Below are 14,180 nucleotides of genomic sequence, written 5' to 3' on the forward strand. Positions count from 1 at the left end.
AGATTACGCATCTGTAGAGATGGATAACGCCTTTTGGAGCACCTCGGTAAATTGAATTAAGTAGGTTTCATCTATTTCACTGAAACGGTCTTTCACGGGGCTGTCAATGTCGAGTACCCCAATGATCTGTCCATTTACCTTGAGCGGAACGACAATTTCAGATTGCGATGCTGCATCACATGCGATATGTCCAGGGAATGCATGCACATCAGCGATACGCTGGACTTCACCTGTTGCAAACGCAGTACCGCAAACGCCTTTTCCAGACGGGATGCGCACACATGCAGGCAGTCCGTTAAACGGTCCGAGCACAAGCTCGCCCCCTTTAGCCAAATAAAATCCAGCCCAATTGACCTCTGGGAGTGAATGATACAATAGCGCCGCAGCATTTGCCAAATTGGCAATCAGATCAGGCTCACCATCTGTAATGGCTTCTACCTGTTTAACAAGCAATTGATAGTCTTTTGATGGATCGCCAGACTGTTTTTCGACATGAAACATGAAAATCTCCTACTTTCTATCTCAAAAATACATAACTTGCGTCTCACATGTGGGATTTGTCGAGCAATTGTAAAAGGAACTTCCGCCTTTATCTTGAAGTATGTACACATGAAGAGGGGTGAGCGGATGAAAACATCAACAACCGTGCAAACAAAAGACCGTATTATTGAAGCTTCCATCAGACTTTTTAACCAAAAAGGATTTTCTGGAACCTCTGTCCGTGAGATTGCGAAGGAAGCAAACGTCAACGTTGCCCACATATCTTATTACTTTCAAGGAAAAGGAGGGCTGCTTGAGCAGCTTGTATCCGATTTTTATGAAGGCTATATTCACATGATTGAATCACATATCCATCACATGGAAACTCGTCACGCAAAAGAATGTTTACTTCATGTGGTTTTTGATATTTTATCTTATCAGCACAAGCACCGTCAATTAACCCGTTTCGTTTATCGAGAGGTGACGATTGATTCGACGCTCATTAGAGAAATAATGTCGACCTATTTAACAAAAGAAAAATATTTGTTTCAGCTCATTATTGAAAAAGGAAAAAGCACCCATGTGATTTGTGAGCAGCTCTCACTCTCATCGTTTATGATTCAACTGAAATCACTACTCATGATGCCCTATTTACAGCCGCAATATTTAACGGAGGTGCTTTATTTGAATCCAAATGAGCCATATTTCTATCAAATGTATTTTAAGGAACTAAGCCGCTCGCTTCATCATTTACTAGAACCAAAAAAGCCGGCATTAGATTCTCACTTAAAACTCATGATGTCTTCGAATTGATCATAAGCATATCCGAGATCTTCCGCTTGATGGGCATCAGACCCGAATATGAGCGGAATTTTTTTCTGTTTTGCAAGATCAATCATCCATTGATCTAAATAGATACTTCTGGCATATGTTTTACGAAGACCTGATGTATTAAAATCTAAGGACATGCCTTTTTTTGCCGTTTCTTCAAGACAAAGGGTGACCTTTTGACAAAGTTCAGGCGGCATCTCAAATGGGAAAAGCTGTTTGAATTTCTGCACAAGGGTGATATGACCGATTCTCTTTGGCTTATAGCGACCTAAAGATGATAGAATAGAAGAATGAATTTGGTCATAGTAGCTTTGATAGACCTGTTCGATGCTGCCATAGGCGCTTATTAGCTGCTTGAAGGCATGCTCGTCAAAATCAAGGCAAATATAATCATCGCCAGCAGGAAGAAAGTGAACAGATAAAATGCTATCGTCTAGTTCTGGACCATAGCAGTCTAAAAAGGCACTTGTTTCCTCTTCATACTCTTTGATATAGTCAACCTCAAGCCCAGTTTTTACTATTAATTGGCCTTTGTATTCCTGTTTCAGCTGATCCAATTTCGTTATATACGAGTCAAGTTCTTGGAGCTTCATGGCACTATCCTGCTCTGGTGTTGGATCTCGAAACGATGGAGGCAGAGGGGCATGCTCGGTAAAGGTTATGGAATCAAATCCCTTTTTGATGGCTTTTTCAATATAAGAATGAAATGAATCAAGCGAGCCGTGCGGGCAAAACGGTGTATGTAGATGTGCATCCTGCTTCAGCATGTCGTCACCTCTTGTCGATATTTTGAAAAACGTGATGTTTATCAGCGAAAATAATGAAAAATCATGACCAAAAATGCTGGTTACATGGTATCATAATAACAATGAAAACGACAGCTTCCGCATACATAAAAGCAGGTCACATGGATACGTGTGATCAAATGATAGAAAGCGCTCAAATACTTTCTTGAAAAACATACATAAAACCGTGAATGGATGGTATTGGAAAACATACGATCCTGTTTATAAAAAGACAAATGCAAAGCGGACACGAAAGGGTTCTCAGGTCTACTCGGGACACTTTTACCCTGACATCACTTAGATCACAACAAGGGGGCTCATTATGGAGTTTATCATCGGTTTAATTGTCATTTTGCTTGCTTTGTTTTCAGTCGGTTATTTCCTGCGAAAAAATATATATAAAGAGATTGACCGATTGGAAGCATGGAAAATTGAAATTTTAAACAGATCAATTGTAGAAGAAATTTCAAAAATCAAACATTTAAAAATGACCGGAGAAACAGAGCAATTTTTTGAAAGATGGCGTGCAGAGTGGGACGATATCGTCACAGCCCATCTTCCAAAGGTAGAGGAGCTATTATATGATGCAGAAGAGTATTCTGATAAATATCGATTCTCCAAAGCCAAGCAGGTTCTTACGCACATTGAGGACTTGCTGAGTGCTGCTGATTCGAACATTGAAGACATTTTAAAAGAAATTGCAGACCTTGTCACAAGCGAGGAGCAAAATCGCAAGGACATTGAAAAGGTCAAAGAGCAATATCAAACAGTTCGAAAAAATCTGCTTGCGTACAGCCATTTATATGGCACCCTTTATGACAAAATGGAGCAGGACTTAGATGAGGCCTGGGAAGGGATCAAGCAGTACGAGGAAGAAACAGAAAACGGAAACTACATGAAGGCAAGAAAGATTTTGCTTGAGCAAGACCGCAGACTCGACCAGCTTCAACTATATATCAATGATGTACCAAAGCTTATTGCAGACTGCAAACAAACCGTACCAGGTCAGCTGACGAAGCTGAAAGACGGATATCAAGAAATGACAGAAAAAGGCTACAAGCTGGAGCACATCCAGATCACGAAAGAGCTGGAGACTTTAAACAAACAGCTTGCGAGAGCGGAAAAATTGCTCATTGATGAACTCAATTTAGAAGAGGCATCAAGCATTCTGCAAATGATCAATGATGCGATTGAGACGCTGTATGATCAGCTGGAGGCGGAAGTAGAAGCAGGTCAGGAAATCAAAAGCAAAATGCCTGAGCTCACAGAAGCATTCGAGAAGCTTGAACAAGATCACACACAAACAAAGGCAGAAACGGCTCTTGTGAAAGAAAGCTACAAGCTGACAGCAGGAGAGCTCGATCAACAGAAAGCATTCGAAAAACGTTTAGAAGAAATTGAAAAGCTGATGAAACAAATCCGCGAGAAGCTTGATCGTGACCACGTGGCATATTCATTATTAATGGATGAAATCAATCAGCTGGAGACCTTTATCGATGATGCAAAAGCATTGCATGACACATTTAAAGGTCATCTACAATCATTAAGAAAAGAAGAATTACAAGCGAGAGAAACACTGGCTGAGCTCAAAACCATGCTGACAGATACAGTCCGCCAGCTGCATAAAAGCAATATCCCAGGTGTACCTGCTGAGATGAAAGAGCGGGCTGAAAAAGCGCAGGAGATGATCCAGCAAGTGCATGAGCAGCTGGAAAACCTGCCGCTCAACATGCCGGCAGTGAATCAACAATTAAAAGAAGCCTCTGACACAGTCAGAAATGTTGCGGATGAGACAGAAGAAATGCTCAGTAAAGTGGACCAAATTGAACGAATCATTCAATACGGCAATCGTTTTAGAAGCCAAAACCATATTCTTTCAGAACAACTAAAAGAGGCAGAACGAAGATTCTATGCCTACGATTACAACGGATCATTTGATGTAGCAGCAGCGGCTGTTGAAAAAGCATCACCCGGAGCCGTTCAGAAGCTGTTAGCTCAGCAAGAAAAAGAGTATCAGCACCAATAAAAAAAAGCTGAAGTCCATTTACAGGACTTCAGCTTTTTTCTGTTAAGATGCTTGTTTCTCCCGCTTTTGGGAAGCAGAAGAAGTGAAAAGAGAAAGAACGAACCCAATGACCACTCCGAAAATAGCAGGAACAACCCAGCCAATACCAAGGTCATATAAAGGTAATATCGTTTGAAAGAGATCCTCCACTGGTCCAATCGGGAGTTTCGCTGCTACTAAGCCGTCAAACAAACTGACGCAGCCAGTTAAAATCAAAGTAAGGACATAAACAGGTCTTCTTTGACCAAGCCATTTATCTGCCAGCGATAACACAATGATGACAATCGCTAGCGGATAAATCGCAGTTAAAACCGGTACAGAGAAAGCGATAATGTGAGCAAGTCCAAAATTTGAAATGATAAAACTAAATAATGTCACTAGTGTTACGACCATTTTATAAGAAAGTTTAGGTAATAAATTTGAGAAATACTCTCCGCATGATGTAACGAGACCGATACTTGTTGTTAAACAAGCAACCGTAATCGCGGCACCCAACACAATATTTCCTAAACTGCCAAATAGGAATTGAGAAGACTGAGCCAAGATTTTACTGCCATCTCCAACAAAACCAATGGCGTGTGTACTTGAAGCGCCTAAATAAGCAAGAGATAGATAAACAAATGTTAATCCGCAAGCTGCAATCAGACCCGCTTTGATACAAGCAGAAGTCAGTGCCTTTTTACTTGTCACACCGCGTCCTTTAATGGCGTTGATGACAACAACCCCAAACACAATAGAAGCAAGAGCATCCATTGTTTTATAGCCCTCTAGAAATCCTTTGAAAAATGATCCGCTGCTATAGGATACATCAGGTGTGCCAACGGCGCCCATCGGCGTTAAAATGGCTTTGACAATAATAATAAAAATAATCGTAAATTTAATTGGTGTTAACACTTTCCCTACACGATCCACAATCTTCGTTGGATTTAGAGCAAGATAATATGTAATACCAAAAAAGACAAGTGTGAATAAAAGAAGTGAGAGCCAAGCTGGTACACCTGCTAAAAAGGGTAATGCACCAATTTCATATGAAACCGTTCCTGTACGAGGAATAGCGAAAAGCGGCCCAATAGATAAATATAAAATGACGGTAAACGCTGTTCCAAAAGCTGGGTGAGCTTTATCAGCTAATCCTTTCGCATCTCGACCTGTTAAAGCGATCGCAATAATCCCTAGAAGAGGTAAACCGACACCTGTTAATAAAAATCCGCCCATTGCTTTCCACACATTTTGCCCAGCATATTGCCCAAGCTCTGGTGGATAAATCATATTTCCGGCGCCGAAGAATAGAGCAAATAACATAAAACCGATAATAACTGTATCTTTCGTCGACAAAGTTGCCTTCATTGCATTTAAAGCCTCCATTATTATGTTGAAATATTCTGTTAATTAGTTGCTAAGTAACCGTTCATCATTAACATTCACTAATTATAAAGGATGTACGCCTGATGTCAACATGTGTTTTCGTACAAAAGTCATGAATTTTTCTATTTTAGTATATGGAGAACAATAAAAAACATCCCCTTCCAATGAAGAAGGGGATGTTTCGGTTTATGACTATGAGGCGAGCTGTTTGGGCGGGCTGGTAAACATCGAAATAAGTAAACCAACCACAGCACCGATAATAGCTGGTAAGATCCAGCCAATGCCTAAATCGTAAAACGGTACGATTGAATCTAAGATGTCAGGCAAGTCACCGAGGTTCACTTTGGCAGCTAATAATCCATCAATGATGGCAAAGAAACCAGTAAAGATAAGAGATACGATATAAATGAGTCTTCTTCCGTTAATCCAGCGATCAAGGAATGACAATAAAATAATGACAATTGCCAGTGGATAGATTGTCACAAGAACTGGAACAGATAGAGAGATAATTTGTGCCAAACCAAGGTTTGCAACCAGTGTACTAAATAAAGAAACAATTAGAACGACTGTGCGATAAGAAAGGCTAGGGATGAGCTTTGAAAAATATTCCCCACAGGATGAAATAAGTCCAACACTAGTCGTTAAACAAGCGAATAAAATGGCTGCGCCAAGTACAATGTTTCCAGCAGAACCGAATAAAAAGTTGGCAGAAAGTGAAAGCAGTTTGCCGCCGTCATTTGCTCCAACCATTCCCGTCGCATCGGGACTTGAAGCACCCACATAAGCAAGTGAAATGTACACCAATGCCAGCCCAACAGCTGCCACGAGTCCTGCTTTAATACAAGCCGCTGCAAGAGATTTACGCTCCGTGATGCCTCTTTCCTTAACAGCCGTCACCACGACGATCCCAAATACGATAGAAGCAAGAGCATCCATTGTTTTATAGCCTTCTAAAAATCCAGTGAAGAGCGGGTTTGCTTCATATGTTGCATCAGGAGCACCGATCATTCCCATTGGCGTAGCAATGGCTTTAATGACAATAATGGCAATAACAGTTAATAAGATCGGTGTCAAAATTTTACCAATTCGATCAACCAGCTTTGAAGGATTTAAAGCAAGCAAGTATGAAATAGTGAAAAACACAACGGTAAAGATGAATAGTGGTACCCATGAAGTGGACTGTGCCCCTGACAGAAATGGAGCTAATCCTATCTCGTATGAAACCGTACCAGTTCGCGGAATAGCGAAAAATGGTCCGATGGATAAATACAGAATAACGGTGAAGATGGTCCCGAATTTTGGGTGCGCTTTATCCGCAAGGCCTTTTGCACCGGTACCTGTAAGGGCGACTGCAATCACCCCTAGAAGCGGAAGACCTACTCCTGTGAGTAAAAATCCACCGATGGCAAGCCATACATTCTCACCCGCATATTGTCCAAGAACAGGTGGGAAAATCATATTTCCTGCGCCAAAGAATAATGCAAAAAGCATTAGACCAATGGCTAGCGTCTCTTTTATACTTAAACTATTTTTCAAAATAGTTCCTCCTTAATCAGTGTAGTGTGTCAAATTAAAATATTCTGACAATTTTGATGATCGTGTGACAATTGCACTATGGATGATATAGTGAAAATGAAAAGTTGTCAACTGCCATTTTCAGAAAATTCTCTGTCTGACTTCATTATGGTAACATATAAATGCATTTATTTTTTAAGCTTTTTGTAAGGAGTTACAATATGATCTATCTTGATAATAGTGCAACAACCAAGCCTTATCCAGAGGTTTTACAAGTATATCAGCAAGTGAGTGAGCGTTTTTTTGGTAATCCGTCTTCGCTTCATCAGCTCGGAATTGATGCCAGCCGGCTGCTAAGTGAAACGAGAAAACAAATGCTTCACTATACAGGATTGAAACAATATGAGATTATTTTCAATTCTGGCGCAACAGAAGCAAATAACATTGCCATTAAAGGAGCAGCTCTAGCCAAAATGAACCGGGGGAAACATATTGTGACAACAGCAATTGAACACCCCTCTGTCATCGAATCGTTTGAACAGCTGAAGGCTTTATTTGGTTTTGATATCTCCTATATTCAAGTAAATGAGCATGGCCATGCTGATATGAATCATTTAAAAGAAGTGCTACGCCCTGATACAGTACTGGTCAGCATGATGCATGTCAATAACGAAACGGGTGCCATCCAGCCGATTGAAGAAGCTGCTGGCATCATTCGTGAGCATGCCGAAAATGCCCTTTTTCATGTCGACGGGGTCCAGGGAATGTGCAGAGTAGCACTTAATAAACAGCTGGATGTGGATCTTTTGACGATATCTGGCCACAAAATTCATGGCTTAAAAGGGACAGGAGCGCTCTTTTTAAAAAAAGATGTTGTGCTTGCCCCTTTCATCACAGGAGGGGAGCAGGAATTAGGACTACGGTCAGGTACTGAAAACCCTGCTGGTGCTGTCAGCTTAGCAAAAGCCATGAAACAATCATTCGAACGGCTGAAAAATTATCATGATGAAATGCTTAACTTAAAAACGCAGCTGCAAAAACAGCTTGGAGAAATAGAAGGTATTGTCATCAACACACCGCTGACGCAAAGTGCGCCGCACATTGTGAATTTTTCAGTGCCAGGTATTCAAATCGAGGTTCTTCTCCATATGCTTGAAAAAGAAGGCATGTATGTCTCGACAACCTCTGCCTGCTCAGCCAAGAAAAAAGAGCCAAGCCGTGTGCTGCTAGCGATGGGGAAAGCAGAAGAAGTGGCCAAAAGCAGTATGAGAATCAGTTTGACATTTGGACAAGGACCAGAGCTAGCGCCGCAAATCATCACATCGATCGCACAAAGTGTAAAAAAACTAAAAGGAATGAGATAACAGCATGAAATATGATCATATTTTAGTCCGTTTTGGTGAGATTTCAACAAAAGGGAAGAATAGAAAGAAATTTATTGAAAAACTAAGGCAGCATATCCGGTTTGTATTGAAAGACTTTGAAGCATTAAAGTATGCATCTGACAGAGACCGCATCACGATCATGCTGAACGGAGAAGATCCTGAACCGATTTCAGAACAGCTCAAAAGTGTATTTGGCATTCAAAGCTTTAGTCTTGCGGTGAAATGTGAGACAAATCTCGATGCCATCAAAGAAGCGTCACTCACAGCGGTACAGGAAGTATATGAACAAGGAAATACATTTAAGGTCTCAACGAAACGCTCTTATAAACAATTTGAACTTGATTCAAATGAAATGAACCGCGAAATTGGCGGACATGTGCTGAAGAATACGGAAAACTTAACGGTCAATGTCAAACAGCCGGATGTACATTTGCGCATTGAAATAAGAGAACATGCGACGTATATTACATTTAAAGATGTCAAGGGTGCTGGCGGCCTGCCGGTTGGTTCAAGCGGAAGAGCGATGCTCATGCTTTCAGGCGGCTTTGACAGCCCAGTTGCCGGCTATCAAGCGATGAAACGCGGGATTCAAATTGAGGCTGTACATTTCTTTAGCCCCCCATATACAAGTGAACGTGCCAAGCAAAAGGTCATTGATCTTACAGAATGCTTAGCAGCATATGGAGGCGAAGTGAAGCTTCACATCGTTCCTTTTACAAAAATTCAAGAGCTGATTCACAAACAAGTACCTGAAAACTATACGATGACATCAACAAGAAGAATGATGCTGAAAATAGCTGATAAAATAAGAGCGAAGCGTGATGCTCTTGCGATTATTACGGGTGAAAGCCTTGGACAAGTCGCAAGTCAGACACTGGAAAGCATGTATGCGATTAACCATGTGACCAATACACCAATCATTCGACCGCTCATTGCTGTTGATAAAAATGACATTATTGATGAAGCGAGACGAATTGGCACTTACGAGACAAGTATTCAGCCTTTCGAGGATTGCTGCACGATCTTTACGCCGCCATCTCCTAAAACAAAACCAAAGCTTGAGAAAGTAGAACGCTACGAAAGCTTTGCTGATTTCGAGCCGATGCTCGACGAGGCAGTGGATCAAATGGAAACGATCATCGTCACAAATGAGAAGAAAGCGGCAGACGAATTCGCTGATTTATTCTAAAATAAAAATTTCATAATAATTACCATAAAATCAATCGCATGAAGTCATGTGTTTCTACACATTCTATATTCACAAGGAGGTGAGAACACATGGCTCAACAAAACAGACAAAGCAGTTCTAACCAATTACTAGTACCAGGCGCTGCACAAGCAATCGACCAAATGAAGTACGAAATCGCTTCTGAATTCGGTGTAAACCTTGGTGCAGAAACAACATCTCGCGCTAACGGATCAGTTGGTGGAGAAATCACTAAGCGTCTTGTATCTTACGCTCAACAACATATGGGTGGCGGATCTTTCTAAGACACACAATTAAAAAGTTATGGCTTAGGAGCGGGATCATTCCCGCTCTTTTCTTTTTGTACATAAAAATAGTTTGAATATTTCTAAAAAAGAAGACGAATGAAAAAAATTATGGCATAATACTAGGAGTAGGTCCTAATTCAAGCATTTTTCAGTTATGAGTGTTAGAATAGGTAAATTGAAACATGTTTCGTTTCATAGAAAGAGGCTAAAAGGAGCTGTACCATGAAAAGAGAAGACTTAATTGCACCAGAACAATATAACTTAGTCAGTGAGATTGAAGCGTTCAGTCATGACAAGGAGAAAATAGCCCTGCACTGGCAGGATGGAAATGGCCACGAAGCGCATGTGACGTATGCAGCTTTAGTGGAAGAAGCAAATAAAATTGGTCATGTATTATTAAATGCAGGCTTTAAAAAAGGCGATAAAATCATTGTGATGGTGCCGCGCATGCTAGAGGCATACAGCATTTATTTAGCAATTTTGAAAACAGGAATGGTCGTCATTCCTTGTTCAGAAATGCTGCGTGCAAAAGATTTAGATTACCGAATTGAACATGCAGAAGCAAAGGGAGCGATTGTTTACTCTTCATTCATTCAATCGTTCGACGGAACCAATCAGCCAAACGATTTTAAAACATTCTCAATCGGTGAAAACGATCATGGCTGGACAAATATTCTAGCGCAAAAGGATCAACAATCAAGTGAGCTGCAAATGGCTCCAACAACACGTACAGACATGGCGTTCTTATCCTATACATCTGGTACGACAGGTCATCCAAAAGGGGTTGTTCATACACACGGATGGGCGTATGCACATTTACGCACAGCTGCCAAAGCATGGCTCTCTATTAATGAGGGAGATAAAGTATGGGCGACAGCAGGGCCAGGCTGGCAAAAATGGGTGTGGAGCCCTCTCTTATCTGTGTTAGGAAGTGGCGCAGAAGGCTTTGTATACGGAGGGAAATTCAATCCAAATACGTACTTAGAGCTGCTTCAAAAAAATGAAATCAATGTCCTATGCTGTACGCCGACAGAATATCGTTTTATGGCGAAAGTAGATGACTTGAGTCAGTACGAGCTGCCAAAGCTGCATAGTGCCGTTTCTGCGGGAGAGCCGTTGAACCGTGAAGTCATTGATACATTCAAAAAGCATTTTGATATAGAAGTACGAGATGGCTATGGCCAAACAGAAAGCACACTGCTCGTAGGGGTGCTAAAAGGAATGGACATCAAGCCAGGCAGTATGGGAAAACCAACACCTGGCAACGAAGTCGAGATCATTGATGAGGACGGTAGCGTATGCGCTCCTGGAGAAGTTGGTGACATTGCGGTCCATCTCGAAACGCCGGCGTTATTTAAGGAATACTACAAAGATGAAGAGCGTACAAAAGCGCAGCGCCGCGGAAATTACTTTATTACCGGTGACCGCGCGAAAAAAGACGAAGATGGGTACTTCTGGTTTGAAAGCCGCAGAGATGATATCATCGTCAGCTCAGGCTATACCATTGGGCCGTTTGAAGTAGAAGATGCACTGATCAAACACCCAGCAGTCAAAGAATGTGCGGTTGTGGCTAGTCCAGATGAAATCAGAGGATCAATTGTGAAGGCATATGTCGTCCTGCGTGATGGATCAGCACAAAGTGATGAGCTGATCAAAGAGCTGCAGACACATGTGAAAAACACAACAGCACCTTACAAATACCCAAGAGAAATTGAATTCATTGACGAACTGCCAAAAACACCGTCAGCGAAAATCCGCCGTGTCGAGCTGAGAGAAAGAGAGCTTGCACGAAAAGGATCATGATGAATAAACGAAAAGCGTTTGGATGGAAGCATCCAGCGCTTTTTTTTACGGAAAATCAAATCCGCTGGAAGCGGTCATGATGTTCTATGATAAAATGTGTAAGAATTGCTGGAAAAGGAGAATGTTAGAAGATGTTCATTGCCATCATTCATGGAATTGTGCTTGCCTTTGGTCTCATTTTACCATTGGGCGCACAAAATGTATTTGTGTTTCAGCAAGGAGCGCTTCAGCCGCGATTATATCAGGCCTTACCTGTCGTTATCACTGCTGCTCTTTGTGACACACTATTAATTGCATTAGCTGTCATTGGGGTTTCTGTTGTGGTGTTCACCATTCCTGTACTGCAAATCGGTCTTTATATCATTGGATTTTGTTTTTTAGTTTATATGGGATGGTCCGTGTGGAACACAAGCTCATCAACAGATGCTAAAGAGAAGCAGGAATTTATGCCTGCGAGAAAGCAAATTGTCTTTGCCTGTTCAGTTTCACTTTTAAATCCCCACGCCATTCTTGATACAATTGGTGTGATTGGAACAAATTCGCTTCAATATAGCGGGGCAGAAAAACTGGCATTTACACTCGCCTGTATCATCGTGTCCTGGTTATGGTTTATTGGGCTCGCTTTTTTAGGGAAGATGCTAGGGAAGTTAGATACAAACGGCAAGTGGATGAACCGTATCAATAAAGCTTCAGCGGTCATGATCTGGCTTGTCGCGTTATACATTGCGTATCAATTGATTTTATAAAATACATAGAGGATAAAGCAAAGAAGCGCTTGGAAGGTAAGGTCCGGCGCTTTTTTTGTGTATTGGAAAGGCTCCTCAGCCAGTGTCACTATCATCGCAAGAGGAAGATCACATTCAATTGCCTATAGGAAATGATAAGAAATAGGATATATGATACATTACCACTAGTGGGTTTTATTGGCAAAAAGGTCTATTACATTATTTTCCTTTAGAGGTTATAATTTTATGAAATTTGCTAAAGGAGGATATATGATGAAGTTAAGAAAAATGTTTTGTGTGCTATTGTTTATAGCACTTTTATTCGGACAATTTCCTGTAGGAAAAGCTATTACCATAAAGGAGGAGGAGCCTTTTAAAAAGATACAAAATGTTAAAACAGAAGAAAAACTCATAAAAAAGGCAAAAAAAAGCTCTCAATTTTTAAAGGCAAAAGAATTAGCCCAAAAGAAAGGTTATCTATTAAATGGAGAAAGTGCAGCGGTTCATCTGAACGCTGCTGAAACGGATGTTGTTTACTTTTATCTTAAAAAGAAGAAGTCAGATAATCAGCTGTTAGACAATGTTTCCTTCATTTCAGTTTCATTGAGCCAAATAAAAGCTTACTATATTCAACTTGCAGAATACGATGAGAAAGGAAATTTGCACTCATATTTCTTCCAAAATGGAAAATTGAAAAATAAGTTCCATATCAACCAAAAAGGGGAGTTTTTAAAAGGATCTTTTACCTATGGTGAAAATGGTGCAAAGCAAGATATGATGGAATTAAATAAAAAAATTTTCCAGGCAGATGATTCAGAAATTCAAACGAGTTTTAGTTGGAACAAGTTTTGGAACTGCTTAAAAAAGCAAAGCGGCCCGAATGAATCTCTTCCGCTACGTTCAATGGTTTTAGGAGCGTGTTATTATATTTGTTTAACGGGACCTGCTAGCTGTATAGCATGCGCAGTGATTAATGGAGGAATATCTGCAGGATTAGCCGGTTATTGTGTGAAAAAAGTTTGGTAAATGGGGGTTTTTAGAATGGCTCATAAAGAACAGCGCAAGGGAATAGTTCTTGCTGTTTTTGATACGTTGACATTTGGTATACCAGTGTTGCTATGGAATTTATATAAGAATACCAGTACCACATTGAAATTCATGATCCCGATCATTCCCATTGTCGGTCTCATTACATATTTTTTAGCATCTCTTGATTAATAAAATAAAAAATCCTTTGCATGAGCGATACGCTCATGCTTTTTTAGGTCCTTTTTTGAAAATCGTTTGATTTAATAGGCGGAGAGCTTGTACGATATCATCCATTTGTTCTATATCCGAGGAAGATAGGCTGTCTAATAGCATCCCTTCGATATGCTGGAAGACTTCGTTCATACAAGCACGGCCTTTGTCAGACAGCTTAATGACATGTTTTCGTTTGTCATCACGGTCTTCTTCTCTAGCAATGAATTGTTTCTCGTGCAGTTTTTTTAGTTCTCTGCTGACATTTGGAAGAGACATGTGCTGACAGTCGGCAATTTCACTAGGCGTAAGCGGTTCGCTGACAGCTAGCTGCTCTAGAATTAAGTATTGTAAGGTCGTTAGGTCAGCCGGTTTGACTTTGCTCATCAGGGCATGTTTTAGCTCTGAAAAAGTAGAAGCAAATGCTACGAATTCCTTGAAGAAATGGGGATGCTTCATGTTTATCACCTCCTATGTAACATACCAAAATTAT

The 14,180-nt window shown here is 40.7% G+C and carries 14 protein-coding genes; 9 read left to right on the forward strand and 5 right to left on the reverse strand.

The window, feature by feature from the left end:
* Positions 1-3: 3 nt before the first annotated feature.
* Positions 4-501 (reverse strand): GAF domain-containing protein, encoded by a 498-nt coding sequence (locus ACP7A0_RS05980; RefSeq protein ID WP_095285580.1) that lies wholly within the window; start codon positions 499-501, stop codon positions 4-6.
* A 126-nt stretch (positions 502-627) separates the two neighbouring features.
* Here ACP7A0_RS05980 and refZ point away from each other — a divergent pair, with 126 nt between their 5' ends.
* Positions 628-1,293, forward strand: a complete 666-nt coding sequence (refZ, locus tag ACP7A0_RS05985; protein ID WP_060597014.1) for a forespore capture DNA-binding protein RefZ — start codon at positions 628-630, stop codon at positions 1,291-1,293.
* Here refZ and hisJ read toward each other — a convergent pair.
* Positions 1,263-2,078 carry a histidinol-phosphatase HisJ gene (gene hisJ / locus ACP7A0_RS05990; protein ID WP_060597013.1) on the reverse strand — a complete coding sequence of 272 codons (816 nt, stop codon included), beginning with the start codon at positions 2,076-2,078 and terminating at the stop codon, positions 1,263-1,265. The genes refZ and hisJ overlap by 31 nt on opposite strands.
* A 340-nt stretch (positions 2,079-2,418) precedes the next feature.
* Between hisJ and ezrA the strand changes: the two genes are divergently transcribed.
* Positions 2,419-4,122 (forward strand): septation ring formation regulator EzrA, encoded by a 1,704-nt coding sequence (gene ezrA, locus ACP7A0_RS05995; RefSeq protein ID WP_066030549.1) that lies wholly within the window; start codon positions 2,419-2,421, stop codon positions 4,120-4,122.
* Positions 4,123-4,164: 42 nt separating this feature from the next.
* On the opposite strand, the gene brnQ (ACP7A0_RS06000) is transcribed toward ezrA, so the two are convergent.
* Positions 4,165-5,508 carry a branched-chain amino acid transport system II carrier protein gene (gene brnQ, locus ACP7A0_RS06000; RefSeq protein WP_060597011.1) on the reverse strand — a complete coding sequence of 448 codons (1,344 nt, stop codon included), beginning with the start codon at positions 5,506-5,508 and terminating at the stop codon, positions 4,165-4,167.
* A gap of 210 nt (positions 5,509-5,718) precedes the next feature.
* Complete coding sequence (gene brnQ / locus ACP7A0_RS06005) at positions 5,719-7,062, reverse strand: branched-chain amino acid transport system II carrier protein (RefSeq protein ID WP_060597010.1); 1,344 nt, start codon at positions 7,060-7,062, stop codon at positions 5,719-5,721.
* 200 nt (positions 7,063-7,262) lie between these two features.
* Between brnQ (ACP7A0_RS06005) and ACP7A0_RS06010 the strand changes: the two genes are divergently transcribed.
* The 7 genes from ACP7A0_RS06010 (at position 7,263) to ACP7A0_RS06040 (ending at position 13,666) form a co-directional block, all read left to right on the forward strand.
* A complete protein-coding gene (locus tag ACP7A0_RS06010; protein ID WP_426004556.1) occupies positions 7,263-8,405 on the forward strand; it encodes a cysteine desulfurase family protein in 1,143 nt (380 codons plus the stop codon).
* 4 nt (positions 8,406-8,409) lie between these two features.
* Positions 8,410-9,615: a tRNA uracil 4-sulfurtransferase ThiI gene (thiI, locus tag ACP7A0_RS06015; protein WP_106039677.1), complete on the forward strand. Its 1,206-nt coding sequence runs from the start codon at positions 8,410-8,412 to the stop codon at positions 9,613-9,615.
* 89 nt (positions 9,616-9,704) lie between these two features.
* A complete protein-coding gene (locus tag ACP7A0_RS06020) occupies positions 9,705-9,917 on the forward strand; it encodes an alpha/beta-type small acid-soluble spore protein (RefSeq protein ID WP_024424829.1) in 213 nt (70 codons plus the stop codon).
* A gap of 225 nt (positions 9,918-10,142) precedes the next feature.
* Positions 10,143-11,723 carry an acyl-CoA synthetase MbcS gene (gene mbcS, locus ACP7A0_RS06025; RefSeq protein ID WP_106039678.1) on the forward strand — a complete coding sequence of 527 codons (1,581 nt, stop codon included), beginning with the start codon at positions 10,143-10,145 and terminating at the stop codon, positions 11,721-11,723.
* A 131-nt stretch (positions 11,724-11,854) separates the two neighbouring features.
* Positions 11,855-12,469, forward strand: a complete 615-nt coding sequence (locus ACP7A0_RS06030; RefSeq protein WP_106036963.1) for a LysE/ArgO family amino acid transporter — start codon at positions 11,855-11,857, stop codon at positions 12,467-12,469.
* A 252-nt stretch (positions 12,470-12,721) separates the two neighbouring features.
* Positions 12,722-13,474 carry a hypothetical protein gene (locus ACP7A0_RS06035; protein WP_095285575.1) on the forward strand — a complete coding sequence of 251 codons (753 nt, stop codon included), beginning with the start codon at positions 12,722-12,724 and terminating at the stop codon, positions 13,472-13,474.
* A gap of 15 nt (positions 13,475-13,489) precedes the next feature.
* Complete coding sequence (locus ACP7A0_RS06040; RefSeq protein WP_162839365.1) at positions 13,490-13,666, forward strand: hypothetical protein; 177 nt, start codon at positions 13,490-13,492, stop codon at positions 13,664-13,666.
* A gap of 33 nt (positions 13,667-13,699) precedes the next feature.
* Here the strand turns inward: ACP7A0_RS06040 and ACP7A0_RS06045 are convergent, their stop codons facing one another.
* Positions 13,700-14,146: a MarR family winged helix-turn-helix transcriptional regulator gene (locus ACP7A0_RS06045; RefSeq protein ID WP_106036962.1), complete on the reverse strand. Its 447-nt coding sequence runs from the start codon at positions 14,144-14,146 to the stop codon at positions 13,700-13,702.
* Positions 14,147-14,180 lie beyond the last annotated feature (34 nt).

The sequence above is a fragment of the Bacillus sp. DWP3-1 genome (assembly GCF_049896565.1).
GTDB lineage: Bacteria > Bacillota > Bacilli > Bacillales > Bacillaceae > Bacillus.